At 70.4% G+C, this 15,265-nt stretch carries 18 protein-coding genes; 6 read left to right on the forward strand and 12 right to left on the reverse strand.

The window, feature by feature from the left end:
* Positions 1-176: 176 nt before the first annotated feature.
* From OG828_RS18330 to OG828_RS18360, 7 genes are all read right to left on the reverse strand, one after another.
* Positions 177-620: an ATP-binding protein gene (locus tag OG828_RS18330; protein ID WP_328357574.1), complete on the reverse strand. Its 444-nt coding sequence runs from the start codon at positions 618-620 to the stop codon at positions 177-179.
* Positions 621-761: 141 nt separating this feature from the next.
* Positions 762-1,166, reverse strand: coding sequence for a (deoxy)nucleoside triphosphate pyrophosphohydrolase (locus tag OG828_RS18335; RefSeq protein ID WP_328501726.1), 405 nt, complete (start codon positions 1,164-1,166; stop codon positions 762-764).
* A gap of 27 nt (positions 1,167-1,193) precedes the next feature.
* Entirely contained in the window at positions 1,194-1,385 is a 192-nt protein-coding gene (locus OG828_RS18340) for an SPOR domain-containing protein (RefSeq protein WP_301983744.1), read from the reverse strand.
* A gap of 368 nt (positions 1,386-1,753) precedes the next feature.
* The gene (locus OG828_RS18345) at positions 1,754-2,506 is read right to left on the reverse strand and encodes a GntR family transcriptional regulator (RefSeq protein WP_328357584.1); all 753 of its coding nucleotides are present in this window, start codon (positions 2,504-2,506) and stop codon (positions 1,754-1,756) included.
* Positions 2,507-2,653: 147 nt separating this feature from the next.
* A complete protein-coding gene (locus OG828_RS18350) occupies positions 2,654-3,838 on the reverse strand; it encodes a DUF4190 domain-containing protein (RefSeq protein WP_328501727.1) in 1,185 nt (394 codons plus the stop codon).
* Between the two features lie 124 nt (positions 3,839-3,962).
* Complete coding sequence (locus tag OG828_RS18355; RefSeq protein ID WP_328501728.1) at positions 3,963-5,525, reverse strand: S8 family peptidase; 1,563 nt, start codon at positions 5,523-5,525, stop codon at positions 3,963-3,965.
* A gap of 228 nt (positions 5,526-5,753) precedes the next feature.
* Positions 5,754-6,584 (reverse strand): oxidoreductase, encoded by an 831-nt coding sequence (locus tag OG828_RS18360; RefSeq protein ID WP_328501729.1) that lies wholly within the window; start codon positions 6,582-6,584, stop codon positions 5,754-5,756.
* A gap of 94 nt (positions 6,585-6,678) precedes the next feature.
* Here OG828_RS18360 and OG828_RS18365 point away from each other — a divergent pair, with 94 nt between their 5' ends.
* A complete protein-coding gene (locus OG828_RS18365) occupies positions 6,679-7,584 on the forward strand; it encodes a LysR family transcriptional regulator (protein WP_443062414.1) in 906 nt (301 codons plus the stop codon).
* A 66-nt stretch (positions 7,585-7,650) separates the two neighbouring features.
* Here the strand turns inward: OG828_RS18365 and OG828_RS18370 are convergent, their stop codons facing one another.
* The 4 genes from OG828_RS18370 to OG828_RS18385 form a co-directional block, all read right to left on the reverse strand.
* On the reverse strand, positions 7,651-8,118 hold the full coding sequence (locus OG828_RS18370) for a hypothetical protein (protein ID WP_328501731.1): 468 nt from the start codon (positions 8,116-8,118) through the stop codon (positions 7,651-7,653).
* On the reverse strand, positions 8,118-8,705 hold the full coding sequence (locus OG828_RS18375; RefSeq protein ID WP_328501732.1) for an ArsR family transcriptional regulator: 588 nt from the start codon (positions 8,703-8,705) through the stop codon (positions 8,118-8,120). The genes OG828_RS18370 and OG828_RS18375 overlap by 1 nt, the downstream gene beginning before the upstream one ends.
* A 58-nt stretch (positions 8,706-8,763) precedes the next feature.
* Positions 8,764-9,453 (reverse strand): ABC transporter permease, encoded by a 690-nt coding sequence (locus OG828_RS18380; RefSeq protein WP_328501733.1) that lies wholly within the window; start codon positions 9,451-9,453, stop codon positions 8,764-8,766.
* A gap of 91 nt (positions 9,454-9,544) precedes the next feature.
* A complete protein-coding gene (locus OG828_RS18385) occupies positions 9,545-10,570 on the reverse strand; it encodes an ABC transporter substrate-binding protein (protein WP_328501734.1) in 1,026 nt (341 codons plus the stop codon).
* Positions 10,571-10,824: 254 nt separating this feature from the next.
* Between OG828_RS18385 and OG828_RS18390 the strand changes: the two genes are divergently transcribed.
* Genes OG828_RS18390 through OG828_RS18405 form a run of 4 tightly spaced genes read left to right on the forward strand, consistent with a single transcriptional unit; the run spans position 10,825 to position 12,991 of the window.
* Positions 10,825-11,610 (forward strand): ABC transporter ATP-binding protein, encoded by a 786-nt coding sequence (locus OG828_RS18390; RefSeq protein ID WP_328501735.1) that lies wholly within the window; start codon positions 10,825-10,827, stop codon positions 11,608-11,610.
* A complete protein-coding gene (locus tag OG828_RS18395) occupies positions 11,607-12,569 on the forward strand; it encodes an LLM class F420-dependent oxidoreductase (protein ID WP_328501736.1) in 963 nt (320 codons plus the stop codon). The genes OG828_RS18390 and OG828_RS18395 overlap by 4 nt, the downstream gene beginning before the upstream one ends.
* Positions 12,570-12,627: 58 nt before the next feature.
* A complete protein-coding gene (locus OG828_RS18400; protein WP_328357614.1) occupies positions 12,628-12,828 on the forward strand; it encodes a low temperature requirement protein A in 201 nt (66 codons plus the stop codon).
* Entirely contained in the window at positions 12,821-12,991 is a 171-nt protein-coding gene (locus OG828_RS18405; RefSeq protein ID WP_328357617.1) for an SDR family NAD(P)-dependent oxidoreductase, read from the forward strand. The genes OG828_RS18400 and OG828_RS18405 overlap by 8 nt, the downstream gene beginning before the upstream one ends.
* Positions 12,992-13,123: 132 nt before the next feature.
* On the opposite strand, the gene OG828_RS18410 is transcribed toward OG828_RS18405, so the two are convergent.
* A complete protein-coding gene (locus OG828_RS18410) occupies positions 13,124-14,179 on the reverse strand; it encodes an aldo/keto reductase (protein WP_328501737.1) in 1,056 nt (351 codons plus the stop codon).
* An 85-nt stretch (positions 14,180-14,264) separates the two neighbouring features.
* On the opposite strand from OG828_RS18410, the gene OG828_RS18415 reads away from it, so the two are divergent.
* Positions 14,265-14,864 (forward strand): TetR/AcrR family transcriptional regulator, encoded by a 600-nt coding sequence (locus OG828_RS18415; protein ID WP_328438728.1) that lies wholly within the window; start codon positions 14,265-14,267, stop codon positions 14,862-14,864.
* Positions 14,865-15,265 lie beyond the last annotated feature (401 nt).

The raw sequence follows: 15,265 nt of genomic DNA on the forward strand, positions 1-15,265 counted from the left end.
CGACGCCGCCTGACACGGTGTTCACGATCACAGCACGGTCCCGACGGTTTTCGGTCCTCACTGCGACAACACTTCCAGTCTTCTAACCAGCGGACACGCCGTCGAATCACGCGACGGGACAACCGCCACTGGCCTGAACCAGTCACCGGACAGTGCGTCCGCGGCTGTACACCCGGTCAGCCCGGTACGGCCAGTTCGAACCACACCGTCTTGCCCGCCTCGCCGGGCCGGGTTCCCCAGCGGTGCGAGGAGCGGGCGACGAGCTGGAGTCCGCGCCCGCTCTCGTCCTCGGGCCGGGCCTCACGCTCGCGCGGCGGGTCGGGGAGCGGGTCGGAGACCTCGACCAGCAGGACGTCCCCCACGTCCGCGGGGCGGACCAGGCGTACGCCGATGGGGCCGGTGGCATGCCGCAGGGAGTTGGTGACCAGTTCACTGACCAGCAGGGCGGTGATGTCGGCGACGCTCTCCAGGTCCCATGCGTGCAGCCTGGCGCGGACGGCGGCTCGGGCGGCGCGTACGGCGCCGGGGTCCGCGGGGAAGGTCCACTCGGCGCAGTCGCCATCGGTGTCGATCACGCCGATCACTTCCCAGGCCAGCAGCCCACACACGTCCGGTTTCATGGGGTTAATGGGCACATACCCGATATCGCGGCTGCGTTACCACTCCGTGGGTCAGCTGGGTGCGCCTAATAGCTCGGGGGGTGATGTGTTGTTGTGCGGGTGCGGGTTTGTGGGGGCTGGTCGCGCAGTTCCCCGCGCCCCTTAAGTCAGTTCCAGTCGGGCCTTGATTTCCTGCACCGCCGGTACGTCCTGGTCCAGCCACGATACGTCCCACAGTTCCGCCGCAGTCAGCCAGCGCAGTTCGTCGTGGTCCTGGAGGGGCTTGGGGTCGGGGGAGCCGGGCAGCAGGCCTGCAAGGAAAACCTGGAGCACGTACGGGGGCTTCAGTGGCCATTGGCCCGGTACGCGTCCGGTGATCTCCGTCTCGACGCCCAGCTCCTCGCGCAGTTCCCTGACCAGGGCCGCTTCCGGGGTTTCTCCCGGCTCCACCTTGCCGCCCGGCAGTTCCCAGCGGCCGGCCAGTTCGGGGGGTGCGCTGCGGCGGGCGGCCAGGAGGCGGCCGGTGTCGAGGAGTGCCGCGCCCACGACGACGATCGGTTGCGTCATGGGCGGGAGCCTACGGGAGGCGCCTGTTCAGTCGGTCGCGCCCGATCCGTTCTGCCCGATGCGCTCGACCCAGTAGAGCTGCTTGTGTCCGCGGGTGTCGAGGCTGTCGGCGATCTTCTGGGCCTCGGCCCGGGTCGCGTACCGGCCCACGCGGTAGCGGTTGCCGTTGTCGTCCTGCCGTATGACGAGCCAGGGAAGAGTGATCGTGCTGTCGTTCATTCCGCCCCACCGCTCCTTCCCGCCCACGACCGCACGAGTCCGTCCCCCAGCCTTCGGCCGGGGGGACCCCCATCTCGCTTCGCTCGCGGCCTGTGCCGTGCCCCGCCCGCTGAGGAAACCGCAATCCGCATATGCCTGAGCCTACGCCTAACCTTCACGCAGCGAATACGGCTTTTCACAAAGAGGTACGCAACCAGCCAAGACGCAGGGGGCGCACGACGACGAGTGCGCCGTGCGGACGTGTTCGCGCATCCGGTCAGCGACTTGCCGCACCTGCCGGGGCGACCTGCGAGAACGACCGGATTCCAACGCCGGGTGGACCGGCGCCCGTTGGGCGGGGGCCGGTCCAACTGCCGTGACGGCGTGCGCTACTTCACAGGAAGGTGGTAGGCGACCCGGTAGCGGTCGGCCGGGACGACCACGTCGGCCGTCTCCACGGGGCGGCCCGAGGCGTAGTACGTACGTGAGACGACCAGGACGACATGGCCGGGGACGCCGCCGAGAGCGAGCAGTTCCTCGGCGAGGCCCGGACGCGCGCCGACCTCCTCCGTCACGTTGTCCACGATCACGTCGATGGCGGCCATGCGCTCGACGACGCCCATGCCGCCGAGCGGGCCCTCCTCGGGCAGCATCACGGGGGTGCGGCCGGTGACGGCCAGCGGCTCCCAGGAGGTGGAGAGCATCATCGCCTCGCCGGCCTCCCGGAAGACGTACTTGGTGCACATCACGCGGTCCCCGGGCTGGATGGCGAGCCGCTCGGCGACGGCACGGCTCGCCTCGGCCTGCCGGCTGCTGGACTCCCAGGTGCCGCGCGCGTCGCCGTCGGCCTGCTCCTGCCGGAACGGGGTGGCACCTGAGGCGGGACGGAATCCGGAGCGGGCGATACGGCGGGGCACGGGCCGCTCGCGCACATACGTCCCGGAGCCGGAGCGGCCCTCGACCAGGCCCTCGGCCATCAGCACCTTGCGCGCCTCCAGGGCGACGGTGTCCGAGACGCCGTACTCCTCGCGGATCCTGGCCTGTGACGGGAGGCGGGTGTGCGGGGGCAGTGAGCCGTCGACGATCTTCTTGCGGAGATCACCCGCGACGCGCAGGTACGCCGGCTGCTCACCGAATGTCACTGGCCGCTCCCATCAGGTTGTACAGACAGCAACAGCGTGGCAACCGTGGGTTGTCCGGTGCAAGCGAAGGCCAGGGAATCACTCGATGTGATGACGTGCTCGCCGGGAGGGCTTTACGCAGGCACTTTCTCCCCGCTATGGCCGCGATCACACCTCGATGCCGGTGTCTCCTCCCCCGCTGTCCGAGCCGCCGTCGTCGTAGTCGTACGAGGGCACGGTGGTGGCCAGACCCAGAGCCTCGCGCGCGGTGACCGACTTCTCCGGGGCGGTGAGTGCCCAGCCCTTGTCGTAGTGGTCGTAGTAGGCGTCCACGTCGGCGGCCTCGGCGGCAGCGGCCCACTCCTTCCGGGCGGCCTCCAGGTCCTTGACGAGCTCGCCGACCGGCGTCTTGGCGTCGGCGGGCCACGGGTGGTCGCGGAGCATCCCGGCCTGCTTGGTCAGCGCGTCGGCGACGCGGTCCGCCCACTCCTTGTAGCCCGGCAGGTCGTCCTCGACGTACTCCTCTGCGGGAGCGGCGTCCATGGCGGTGTTGAGGACGTCCGCCGCCTTCAGATACGTGATCTGGTCGTCGTCGAGTGTCGTCGCGTCGTTGCGCAGCGAGCCCGTCAGGCCGGTCGTGCCGTCGGTGTGGCCGAAGACGCAGGTGATCTCGTGGTCGCCGAGCCGCCAGCTCTGCCGGGTCGGGGTGAGGTAGTAGATGTCGACGGTGTCGGGCAGGGCCCAGGCGTCCATCGCGTAACTGTCCTGGAGGGCATAGCACTTGTCGTCCGCGACCTGGGAGACCTTGTCGTCGCCCGGGAAGGAGCCGCCGGGCATCTCCACGGCCGCGAACACCTCGCCGTCGTGCCGTCCTGCGCAGGGCACGGAGTCGACGTCGTAGGTGAAGCCCTCGAGACCGCCGGGCGAGTTGAAGCAGTCCCCCTTCACCAGCGAGAGGCTCGAGTCGTCGCGCGCGCCCTCCTTGAAGCCCTCCCAGAACCCGGACGCGGCCCCGGTCGCCAACGACAGCGCCCACAGCGCCAGTCCGACCGAGGACAGCACCGATCCGGCGACCGCCATGCCCTTCCCGCGCTCGCCCCGCCGTTTGATCTGGCTCAGCGCGACCAGCCCGAGGACCAGACCCACGCCCGGCATGAAGCAGAGCAGCCCGGTGACCAGCGAGCCGATGGCGACACCGTTGACCGGCGCCGGCTGGTTGAACGGGTGGTAGCCCTGCCCCCAGGGCTGGTACGGCATCCCGTAGTACGGGCCCTGCTGGTACTGCGGCGCCTGCGGGTACTGCCCGTAGGGCTCCTGCGGCTGGTGGGGCCCGGGGGGCGGAGGTATGGACACGGGTACCGTGCTCCTGGTTCAGGCGGCGGCGCGATGCGGGACTGATGCTGCGCGCATCGTAAGCACGCCGTCCGCACACCGCACCGCCGCCTGCTGCTTCAGGAGCGGTTGATCAGAACGTCGATCAGAACTGCAGGGCCCAGGCGTCGATCCGCCCGGTGTCCCTCGCCGCGTTGTCGCTGACCCGCAGCTTCCACGAGCCGTTCGCGACCTCGGAGGAGGCGTTCACGGAGTACGTGGTGTCGATGTTGTCCGCACTGCCGCCGGTGCCGTACGCCTTGAGGGTGTACGCCGTGCCGTCGGGGGCGATCAGCTGGACCTGGAGGTCGCCGATGTACGTGTGGACGATGTGGACCTCGACCGCGAGGGCCGAAGGCGCGTTGCCGGTGACGCCTGAGACGGTCAGCGGGGATTCGACGGTGGAGTTGTCGCTGATCGCGTAGTCGCCGGTGTTGTCGAAGCGCGGGCCCGGAGGAGTCGTCGTACCGCCGCCGACATTGAGGAGGCGGTTGGGCGAACCCGTGCCGGGACTGGTGACGACTCCGGTCGAGGAGGCGCTCACCAGGGCCGCGGACACCTGGGCGGGCGTGGCCGTGGGGTTGTCGGCCAGATGGAGCGCCGCCGCTCCGGCTACGTGCGGGGCCGCCATCGACGTACCGGAGATGGTGTTGGTGGCCGAGTCGCCGGTGTTCCAGGCGGAGGTGATGGACGAGCCCGGGGCGAACAGGTCCAGGACCGCGCCGAAGTTGGAGTAGCTCGCCTTGGCGTCGGACGAGGTCGTGGCGCCGACGGTGATGGCCTCCGTCACGCGCGCGGGGGACCTGGTGGAGGCGTTGACGGACTCGTTGCCGGCCGCGACGGCGAAGGTGATTCCGGAGGCGACGGCATTGCGTACGGCCGTGTCGAGGGCGGTGTCGGCGCCGCCGCCGAGGGACATGTTGGCGACGGCCGGCTTGACCGCGTTCTGGGCGACCCAGTCGATACCGGCGACGACCTGGGCGGTCGTACCGGAGCCTGAGTTGTTCAGTACGCGGACGCCGACGACCTTGGCCTTCTTGGCGACGCCGTACGCGTTGCCCGCGACCGTGCCCGCGACGTGCGTGCCGTGGCCGTGGCCGTCCTGGGCGGTGTTGTCGTTGTCGATGGCGTCGTAGCCGTAGGAGGCACGGCCGCCGAAGTCGCTGTGGGTGATGCGGACGCCGGTGTCGATGACGTACGCCGTCACTCCGGTCCCGGCCGAATCCGGGTAGGTGTAGCTGCTGTTCAGCGGAAGCGTCTTCTGGTCGATGCGGTCCAGGCCCCAGGAGGGCGGGTTGGGCTGGGTCGCCTCGATGCTGAAGGTGCGGTTCTGGACGACGGAGGCGACGGCCGAGTCGGCGGCGAGACGCTTCGCCTCGGTCTCGGAGGCCTCGATCGCATAGCCGTTCAGGGCCTTGGTGTACGTGCGCTCGATGTCGGCGCCGTACTCCTGGGCGAGCGCCTTGCCCTGGGCGGAGCCCGCTTTGGTGTCCGCCTTCAGCGTCACGATGTAGCTGTCGGCGACGGCGTTCGCGGCGCCTTCGTACTGGATGCGGCCTTCGGGGGCGGCCGCGGCGGGGAGGGCGGAGACGAGGCCGGCGGCGAGTGCCGCGGTCGCTGCCACGCTGATCGCGGCAAATCTTCGCCGGGTCTGACGCATCACTGCCATCTGAGGGGTCCTCCTCAATCGGTGGTGCGTTGGTGGGGGGTGGTGCGGGGGGTGCACGAAGCCAAGGCGCTGGCGACTATGGGCATGATCATGTCAATTCCCATGCCGCGCCTGTGCGTCAGCCGAAAGATTGAGGCTTCCACAGGAATTGCACAAGCCCCTGTGCACAGACGTAAGCCACGCTTCGTACACGAAGCGTGGCTCTCCCTGCCGGCCCGGCGGTCCGCGTCAGTCGTCGAACGCCGTGGCCCGGGTCCGCTTCTCCCAGGCGGCGACGTCCTGCCGGACCTGGTCGAGGTGGTCCAGGACCGCGCTGACGCCGTCGTCGCCGAGGGGCAGCCGCAGCGGGGTGGGCTCGGCTTCCAGGGCGGCGCGGATGAGGGCCGCCGCCTTCGCCGGGTCGCCGGCCTGGGTGCCGTCACCGCCGGCGATGAAACCGCGGGTCTGCCCCACCTTGGAGTACAGGCCGGTGTCCGAGCTGACGCCGGCCCGGCTCGGGTCGAACAGCGCGGTGCGGAAGGAGCCCGGCTCGACGATCAGCACCTTGATGCCGTACTCCGCGACCTCGTCCGCGAGCCCCTCCGACAGCCCCTCCAGCGCGAACTTCGTTCCGCTGTACGCCGAGAAGCCCGCGAAGGACATCTGCCCGCCCATGCTGCTCATCTGCACGATCGCCCCGGAGCGCCGCTCGCGCATGCCCGGCAGCACCGCGCGCGTGAGGGCGACGGGCCCGAAGACATGCACCTCGAACAGGTCACGCAGCTCGTCCTCGGTGGTCTCCTCGAAGGCACCGACATGCGTCCGCCCCGCGTTGTTGACCAGGACGTCGATCCGACCGTGCCGCGCCAGCACGTCCTGTACGGCGGCTTCCGCGGCCCCCGTGTCGGCGACGTCGAGCCGGAGCGCCTCCACCTGGTCGGGGTGCGCGGCGACGAGGTCGGCCAGGCCCTCGGGCCGCCGGGCCGCACCCACCACCACGTCCCCCGCGGCCACCGCCGCCTCGGCGATCGCCCGCCCGAACCCACTGGTCGCGCCGGTCACCAGCCACACCTTGTTCATGACCCCTCCGGGTTCTGCTCGGTCCGTCGTTCTGCTTCCAGCTTGTGCGCCCTCCCGGTGGCGCGTCCAAGACCCTTCGTGATAGCCGATGGTTATGGCGACTTCGGACGTACACGGCCGCGACTTGCGCTATTTCGTCACGGTGGCCGAGGAACTGCACTTCACCCGCGCCGCCGAGCGGCTCTACGTCTCCCAGCCCGCGCTCAGCAAGCAGATCCGGGCGCTGGAACGGCAGTTGGGGGTGGAGCTGCTGCGCCGGGACCGGCAGGGCGTGGCGCTGACCGCGGCGGGCGAGGCGCTGCTCGCGCCGGCCCGGCGGGTGCTCGCGGCGTGGGAGGAGGCCGCGGCGGCGGTGGAGCGGGCCAGGGCGGTCCAGCGCGCCACGCTGACCGTGGGGATGAGCACCAGTCCGGGCCGCGGCGGTCTGCTCCCGGCGATCCGCTCCCGCTTCACGGCCGCCCACCCGGAAACGGCCCTGCGGGTGCGGCAGGTCAGCTGGGAGGACCCCACCGCAGGCCTCGCGGACGGCTCGGTGGACGTCGCCTTCGTCTGGCTGCCACTGCCCGACGCCGAGCGCTACGGGTGGACGGTGCTCGCGGAGGAACCCCGCCTGGTCGCCCTCCCCGACACCCACCCGCTCGCCGCCCGCACCGACCTCACCTTCACCGACCTCCTCGACGAGCCCTTCCTCGCCCTCCCCCGCAGCGCCGGCGTCCTGCGCGACCACTTCCTCGCCCTCGACGCCCGCACCGGCCGCCCACCCCGCATCGGCGCGGAGATCGCCGGCACCGAGGAGACATACGAGGCCCTGGTCGCAGGCCTCGGCATCTGCCTGGTCGCCGAGGGAAACGCCCCTCTCATCACCCTGGGCGGCGTGATCACTCGGCCGGTGCGGGGACTGCCCCCCAGCCGCTACGCCCTGGCGTGGCGACGGGAGGACGGCGAGCTGCCGCTGGTACGGGGCTACGCACAGGCATGCCGGGCAATGGCAACCCCCTAAGGGGCGCGGGGAACTGCGCGACCAGCCACGACGGCGCCGCAGACGAAAGACGGCACAGCGCGGCGCTCAGTAACGCGGCATCTCAGGGACCGTCTTCTCCGCCAACTCGATCAGCGCCTCCACCTTCGCCAGATCCGCATCGACCTCCTCCGACGTCACCGTCGGAGCCTCCGTGGACCGGTACTCGACTTCGTTACGCCGGGCCCGCATCCGGTTGAAGGGCCGCAGCGTGGATCCGAGCGGCGGATCGAGCTGCGCGCGCAGAGCCTCGTAGATGACGAGGTGGCCGCCGCGGCTGGTGGCGCGCAGCCCCTGGTTCTGGAGTACCGCCGCCAGCGCTCGGCGGGCCGCGTCGTAGGCGAGGGTGTACGCGCCCTCCGGGTCCCGGGCCGCCAGCTGCCGTGCGGAGCCGACATGGACACGGGCGCGGACCAGTTCCGCTTCGGCGGCCTGCCGGGACGCGGGGACGCGTTCGAGCCGACCGCTGCCGAGGAGCGCGTCGATCGTCGACCGCCCTTGAGTCCAGCTCTCCACTACGCCTCCACGTCAAGGTTCAGCTCGACCAGCGGGCGTTCGCGGACGCTGGTGAGGAACGGATCGTCCGTGGGCGCGTGCCACGACTCGGCGGAGACCCGATGGACGTTGACCTCGCGGCGGAGCCTACGGGAGACGTCCTCGGCGAGATCGAAGAGGGCGTCGGGGTCGGGGTCGCCCACCACGAGCACGTCCACGTCGGCGGGCGGCGGCCCCGGCTCGCCGCTGTACCGGGCGGCCCAGGAGCCGTAGATGAAAGCCCGCCGGACGCCTTCCAGTCCCGCCAGCGCCTCGGTGAGCACGGGCAGGGGACCGAACGAGACGGACATGAGGTCGCTCAGCGGGCGGTACAGCGGGGTGTCCGTACGGGCCCTGACGAGGCGGCTGCGCCCCACTTTCCGCTCGGCGAGGATCCCGCCGCCGGTCAGCCGGTCGACCTCGCGCAGGACGGCGGTGGGCGTCACGCCGATGTCGGCGGCCAGCTCGGTGATGGTGTACTCGCGTTCCGGGTGCAGCAGCACGAGCGCGAGCAGTTCGCCCTGCGTCCGGGAGCGGAGGATGGGGAGCAGACTCGGCGATACTTTCATTGGACGCAGCATATCCTGCGCCCAGTGAAAGTAACAGTCCGTTACAGGGTGAGCTCGGTCAGCCGCGCGAGGTCGTTTCCCTGACCCAGGGCAGCGCGAACCGCTCCAGCAGCACCAGGGCGAAGTAGAGCAGGATGCTCATCAGCCCGATCAGGATGATCGCCGCCCAGGCGGTGGCGGTGTCGCCGACCCCGCCGGCCTGCACGATCAGATAGCCGAGCCCGGCCTCACCGGCCTGGAACTCGCCGATGACCGCGCCGATCGCGGCGAGCGGCATGGCCACCTTCAGCCCGACGAAGATCTGCGGCAGCGCCGCCGGCAGCCGTACCTTGCGGAACGCCTGCCAGCGCGAGGCGTCCAGCGAGCGCGCCAGCTCGGCCAGGTCCGCCGGGGTCGAGGTGAGGCCGGTCGCGGTGGACAGCACGATCGGGAAGAAGCAGAGCAGGAAGACCATGGTCAGGACCGGCTTCTGTCCCCAGCCGAGCGCACCGACCAGCAGCGGCCCGAGCGCGATCTTCGGCACCGCGTTGACGGCGACCAGCAGCGGCGTGAACATCCGCTCCAGCACCCGCGAGGCGGCCAGCGACAGTCCGATGACCACCGCGCAGACGCTGGAGAGCACGAACCCGACCACCGTCTCCACCGTGGTGTCGCCGGTGTGGTCCAGGAACCGGGCCGGGGCCGCGGTGAACGCCGAGAGCACGGCACCGGGCGGAGGCAGGATGGCCGGGTGGATCACCTCCAGCACCGACGTGAGCAGCCACCACGCGCCGAGCGCGACCAGCAGCCCGGCGAAGGGGAGCAGTACGGCGCCGGCGCTCGTCCCCCTGCCGGTGCGATCAGGCTTTCGGTACGAGGTCGAAGTCGATGATCTGTTCAGGGGTCATCCCTTCCGGCAGCGCGTCCGCGTCCTCCAGGAGCGCGATGCTCTTCGCGACCCGCCCGGAGTCCACCGTCCCCAGCGTCGCGCCGGAACCCTCCGGCCTGACGTACGCGGCCATCAGCTCCAACTCGGCTGCCGCGGCGGCCGGATTCGTGGCGTCCACGTTCCGCTTCAGGATCTCGGCAGCCTCCTTCGAGTTCGCCAGGCTGTACTCCAGGCCCTTGAGCAGCGCAGCGGCGAACCTCTTCACCATCTCCGGCTCCTGCTCGGCCAGCTTCTTGGACGTGATCAGCACGTTTCCGTAGAGATCGGGGATCACATCGCTGTACGGGAGCAGGACGGGCTTCTTCTTGGTCACCGCCTCGATGGTCGGCTCACCCACCACGAACTGGCCGATGCCGTCCACCGCGCCGCTGGCGAGCGTGCCCATCAGGGTCTGTGCGTCGCCGTTGACCCAGGTCACCTTGGCCGCGTCCACTCCGGCCAGCCGGGCGTACGTCGGGAAGAGGTTGCGCACGACCGAGCCGGGCGTGTCGGCGAGCCGCTTGCCCTCCAGGTCCTTGGGTGCGGTGATGCCGTTGCCCTCGGTGGAGGCGATCGCGGCCATGGTGCGCTGCTGGATGGCGGCCACCGCGACGAAGTCCTTCGCCTGGCCGCTGCCCATGGTCAGCAGACCGCCCGTCAGGTCGATCGGGCCGAACTGCGCCTGACCGCTCACCACGGCCGGAATCACACCGCCGGTGCCCTGGCCCGGCCTGATCTGCACATCGAAGCCGGCCTCTTCGAAGTACCCCTTGTCCTTGGCGACCCAGGCGTACGCGTCCCGGCCGAAGTTGCCGAACGAGGTCAGGTAGGTCACCTTCCGCGGCGCCTTGGCGTCCGGGTCGTCACCGTCGTCGGAGTCGGAGCCGCCGCACCCCGACACCAGGGCCAGAACCGTGGCCAGGGCCACCGCGGAGGTCGTACGGGCGAAGCTGTTCATGCGCACAGTGAGGTCCTTTCCGACCGCCGGAGGGCATGACACTTCGTGCGGGCAACAGCGTACGAGAGCCGGGCAGTTGTGGTACCGGGCGTGCGGAATTCACCGGATTCACCGGCGGAACGAACCGGATTCACCGGCAGGACGACAGGTACCGCCGGGCGGCCCGTCCCGGGTAGCCTGACCGGGCGTCACGAACCGGCCGGCATTGCGATCGCCAGGGATGTTGCGGTCGCCAGGGATGGGGAGACCGCCGGATGATCAGACTCACCGGTGTGTCCCGGAGCTTCACCAGCCGGTCCGGTTCGACGGTCGCGCTTCAAGGCATCGATCTGCACATCGCCGAGGGTGAGTTCGTGGCGGTGGTGGGGCGGTCCGGGTGCGGCAAGTCCACCCTGCTGCGGCTGATCGCCGGGCTGCTGCCGGTCACCGGGGGCGAGATCACCATCGGCGGGGAGCGGGTCACCGGAGCCCGGCGGGATGTTGCCATGCTGTTCCAGCGGCCGGCCCTGCTGCCCTGGCGGTCCGTCCTCGACAACGTCCTGCTGCCCGTGGAGATCTTCGGCTGGAACAAGGCCGAGCACCGCGACCGGGCGTACCGGCTGCTGGCGACGGCCGGGCTGAGCGGCTTCGAGAAGCACCGGCCGCACGAGCTCTCCGGCGGGATGCAGCAACGTGTGTCGCTGTGCCGGTCGTTGATGGGCGAGCCACGGGTGCTGCTGATGGACGAGCCGTTCTCCGCACTGGACGCGCTGACCCGCGCGGAACTCGCGGTGGAGCTGCAACGCGTCCACATCGAGAGCTCCGCCACCGTCGTCTTCGTCACCCACTCGATAGACGAGGCCGTGCTGCTCGCCGACCGGGTGGTGGTGCTCACCCCGCGTCCGGGCCATATCCGCAAGATCGTCGACATCGGCATCCCCCGGCCGAGGACCCTGGGCCGTACCGCGTATCTCGACGAAGTGGCCCGGTGCACCGCCGATCTGCACGAGCTGCTGATGGAGCGGGACGTGCCCACGCCGGCCGAAACGGAGGGGCGATGACCCTGCGGATCTGCGTCTTCACCGAGCCGCACCGCGGCGCCGACTACGACGACCAGCTGCGCTTCGTACGGCTCGTCGAGGCCGGCGGATTCGAGGGCTTCTTCCGGGCCGACCACTATCAGGCGATGGGCCCCGATCCCGGGCTGCCCGGCCCCACCGACGCCTGGCTCACGCTGGCCGCGCTCGCCCGCGAGACCTCCCGGATCCGGCTCGGCACTCTGGTCACCTCGGCCACCTTCCGGCTGCCCGGCCCGCTCGCCGTGATGGTGGCGCAGGTCGACCGGATGAGCGGCGGGCGGGTCGAACTCGGCCTCGGCGCCGGGTGGTACGAACGGGAGCACACCTCGTACGGCATCCCGTTCCCGCCCGTCCGGGAGCGCTTCGACCGGCTGGAGGAGCAGCTGGCGGTGATCACCGGACTGTGGCGGACACCGGTCGGCGAGACCTTCACTCACCGCGGCACCCACTACCAACTGCTCGACGCGCCCGCCCTGCCGAAGCCCGTGCAGATGCCGGCCCCGCCGGTCATCGTCGGGGGCCGCGGCCCCCGGCGCACGCCGGAGCTGGCCGCCCGGTACGCCGACGAGTTCAACATGCCGTTCAAGTCGGTGGCCGAGACGGCGCGGGCGTACCGGCGGGTCGCCGAGGCCTGCGAGCGGACCGGCCGGGCCGACGCCGGCCGGCCGCCGCTGGTGCTCTCGGCGGGGGTCGTGGCCGCGATCGGCCGTACCGACGCGGAGGCGCGGCGGCGGGCCGCCCCGCTGCACGTCAAGAGCGCGCTGCCGCCGGAGGACCCGGTGATCGGGTCTCCGGCCCAACTCGTGGACCGCCTCGGCGAGTTCTCCGCGATCGGCGCGAACCGGATCCATCTGCGTCTGACCGACTTCAGCGACCTCGACCACCTGGAACTCATCGCGGGTGAGGTGCTCCCGCAGCTGGATCCCATGCCCCGTGTGTAGGGTTCCGCATGGGGGCAGCGGGCGAAGGGCGCGCTGTGCTGGGGCAGTTGGGGGTGCCGTGGCGACGAACAGCGAACATGCCCGGTTGGTGGCGACGGAGGGCGGCCACCGAGTGACACCGGCGGAGCTCTTCTTCGACCTGGTCTTCGTGTACGCCATCACCCAGGTCACCGCCCTGATGGCGGCCGACCCGAGACGGTGCTGGGGCATGCCCGGACGGGCGCCGTACACACCCCGTGAAGGGGTCATGCTTGTTTGATGACTATCACCAGCACACCGTCATCGTCATCGTCACCGGCTCCGGCCTCGGCGCGGAGTTCGCGAGGCAACTGGCCGCCCGCGGCGCGAACCTCGTGCTCGTCGCCCGCCGGGCGGACCGACTGCAGAACGCTGCCGCGACGATCACCCGTCGCCGTCCTTGATCGCCGCCACCAACCAGGCCCTAGTGCCCGGCGGTTGAACTGGCGGCATAGGCGGGTCGAGCGAGTTGGGTGGCGGCCATCGATGCGGTCGCCGCTGCGAGGAACGTACGTCGTTTCATCCGAGCTCTTCTTTCAGGCGACGGGGACGGTCGGTTGCCGGAAGTCGATGTCGGAGCCGCCGAGCAGGGTCGGGGTGCGGGCGGCTACGGATTCGTGGGGTTGGCCGAGCGGGATCCGGCTGGCTTTGTCCAGTTGCTGGTATTGCTCGTGGCTGAGTTCGACGTCGAGGGCGGCGAGGTAGGTGTCCAACTGGGACACGGTGCGTGGGCCGATCACCGGGACGAGTCCGGTGGTGGCGATTGTCGCGCGGTGCCGTAGCCACGCGATCGCGACCTGCGCCGCGGTGGTGCCGAGTTCGTCGGCGATGCGCAGGACGGTGTTGAGCACGGTGCTTTTCTGTTCGGTGTCTTCGGTGTGGATCAGTCGACCCAGCGTGGTGAGTCGCCCCTCCGACCGGTGGCGATACTTGCCGGTCAGCAGCCCGCCGCCCAGCGGTGACCAGAACGTCGCGCCCAAGCCGAGCGCTTCGGCCATCGGCAGGATTTCCCGGTCGGCGGAGCGTTCGACGAGGCTGTACTCGACCTGCACGCCCACGATCGGGGCCCAGCCGCGCACCTCCGCGAGGGTGACGGCCCGCGCGGTGCGCCAGGCCGGGAAGTTCGACAGCCCGGCGTAGAGGATCTTCCCGGAGCGCACCAGATCGTCCAGCGCACGCACGATCTCCGTCGTCGGGGTGACCGGGTCCGGGAAATGGACCCACAGCAGGTCGATGCGATCGGTGCGGAGCCGGGCCAGGCTGCCCTCGACCGCCCGGATCATGTTCCGACGGGAGTCGCCGGTGCCTTGCACGCCCGAGGTGGGATTGATGCCGACGGCGAACTTCGTGGCCACGGTGAACCGGTCGCGCCGGGTGGTCAGCAACTCCCCGAGGATCTCTTCGGACTCGCCGGCCTGATAGCTCTCGGCGGTGTCGAGGAAGGTACCGCCCGCGTCAGCGAACCGGTCCAGCATCCGAGCCGTCTCACTCCGCTCGCTGCCGGCGCCCCACCGGGTGCCGAAGGTTGCGGTTCCCAGAGCGTATTCCGAGACGCGCAGGCCGTTGCCGCGGCCGAGGGTCAGGTACCGCATGATGCCGCCTCCAAAGTAAAGCGATCACTTCACTTGACCATAGCCGACGACCCACCCGAAGTAAAGCGGCCGCTATACTTGAGCGATGACCAGCACCGAGACGATCTACCGGGGTGGACGTGGCGCACGGGAGCGCATCCTGCGCGCCGCGGCGGAACTGTTCTCACGAGACGGCATTCACGCCACCGGCGTCGCCCGGCTCGCTGAGGTGGCCCACGTGTCCAGCCGCACCCTGTACCAGCACTTCCCCAGCAAGGAGGCCATCGTCGCCGCCTATCTGGAACGCTTCAGGGCCGAGCCGCCGGTGCCCGCCGTGGCGCAACTGACCCGCGACGACGTCGATCCGCGGGAACGCCTGCTCGCCTTGTTCCGCGAACCCCCGACCAGCCCGGACGCGGTATATCGCGGATGCGTGTTCCACAACGCCGTCGTCGAGGGTGCAGGCACCATGCCCGAGGTGGCGGAACTGGTCCAACAGCACAAGCAAGCATTCACCCACCGCCTGGCTGGACTTGCCGCCGAAGCAGGCGCCCCCGATCCGGAAACCCTCGCCCGCCGCCTGGCGCTGCTGTTCGACGGAGCCCGCGCGCTGTCCACCTCACTCAACGACACCCAGCCCTTCCGCGACGCCCACGAAGTCGCGGAAATGCTGATCGACCAGGCCATCCCGCCGGCCCCGAACTGACCCCCGGCTGAAGATCACCCCCCGCATCTTCGACGCGACCCGGGATCAATGGCCGCAGCGGTCAGCGTTGTTTTTGGGCTGCCAGTCGCCCCCCTCAAACTGACTGTGAAGAACGTGCTTCCGGCGCTCGGGTGAAGACTGAGGTCGCGGGAATCTGAAGCCGTCGACCGTCCACTGGATGCGTTCGAGACTCTGGGCGTCGTCCACCACGCACTGCCCGTGCCCTCCGCAGAAACGAACGGGAAGGGCGGCGCGGACAGCGAGGACGGTCCCGGAGCGGAGAGCGCCGCCGACGAGGCTGTACCGGGCGCAGCCGCCGCGCCCAGGTCGAGGTCGCCCGCTGCACGGCTGAGGTGTGCGTCGATCCAGCGAACAGGCGGCCGTCTGACGCGGGCTGGTGT

The organism is Streptomyces sp. NBC_00457 (assembly GCF_036014015.1).
In the GTDB taxonomy this organism is placed as follows: Bacteria; Actinomycetota; Actinomycetes; order Streptomycetales; family Streptomycetaceae; genus Streptomyces.

What these genes read in the sequence shown, in the direction of transcription:
- OG828_RS18335 (WP_328501726.1), bottom strand. Translation starts at nt 1,166, where the DNA reads ATGACGCAACCGATCGTCGTCGTGGGCGCGGCACTCCTCGACACCGGC.
- OG828_RS18410 (WP_328501737.1), bottom strand. Translation starts at nt 14,179, where the DNA reads ATGCGGTACCTGACCCTCGGCCGCGGCAACGGCCTGCGCGTCTCGGAA.
- OG828_RS18355 (WP_328501728.1), bottom strand. Translation starts at nt 5,525, where the DNA reads ATGGCAGTGATGCGTCAGACCCGGCGAAGATTTGCCGCGATCAGCGTG.
- OG828_RS18390 (WP_328501735.1), top strand. Translation starts at nt 10,825, where the DNA reads ATGATCAGACTCACCGGTGTGTCCCGGAGCTTCACCAGCCGGTCCGGT.
- OG828_RS18360 (WP_328501729.1), bottom strand. Translation starts at nt 6,584, where the DNA reads ATGAACAAGGTGTGGCTGGTGACCGGCGCGACCAGTGGGTTCGGGCGG.
- OG828_RS18385 (WP_328501734.1), bottom strand. Translation starts at nt 10,570, where the DNA reads ATGAACAGCTTCGCCCGTACGACCTCCGCGGTGGCCCTGGCCACGGTT.
- OG828_RS18395 (WP_328501736.1), top strand. Translation starts at nt 11,607, where the DNA reads ATGACCCTGCGGATCTGCGTCTTCACCGAGCCGCACCGCGGCGCCGAC.
- OG828_RS18330 (WP_328357574.1), bottom strand. Translation starts at nt 620, where the DNA reads ATGAAACCGGACGTGTGTGGGCTGCTGGCCTGGGAAGTGATCGGCGTG.
- OG828_RS18340 (WP_301983744.1), bottom strand. Translation starts at nt 1,385, where the DNA reads ATGAACGACAGCACGATCACTCTTCCCTGGCTCGTCATACGGCAGGAC.
- OG828_RS18415 (WP_328438728.1), top strand. Translation starts at nt 14,265, where the DNA reads ATGACCAGCACCGAGACGATCTACCGGGGTGGACGTGGCGCACGGGAG.
- OG828_RS18375 (WP_328501732.1), bottom strand. Translation starts at nt 8,705, where the DNA reads ATGAAAGTATCGCCGAGTCTGCTCCCCATCCTCCGCTCCCGGACGCAG.
- OG828_RS18365 (WP_443062414.1), top strand. Translation starts at nt 6,679, where the DNA reads ATGGCGACTTCGGACGTACACGGCCGCGACTTGCGCTATTTCGTCACG.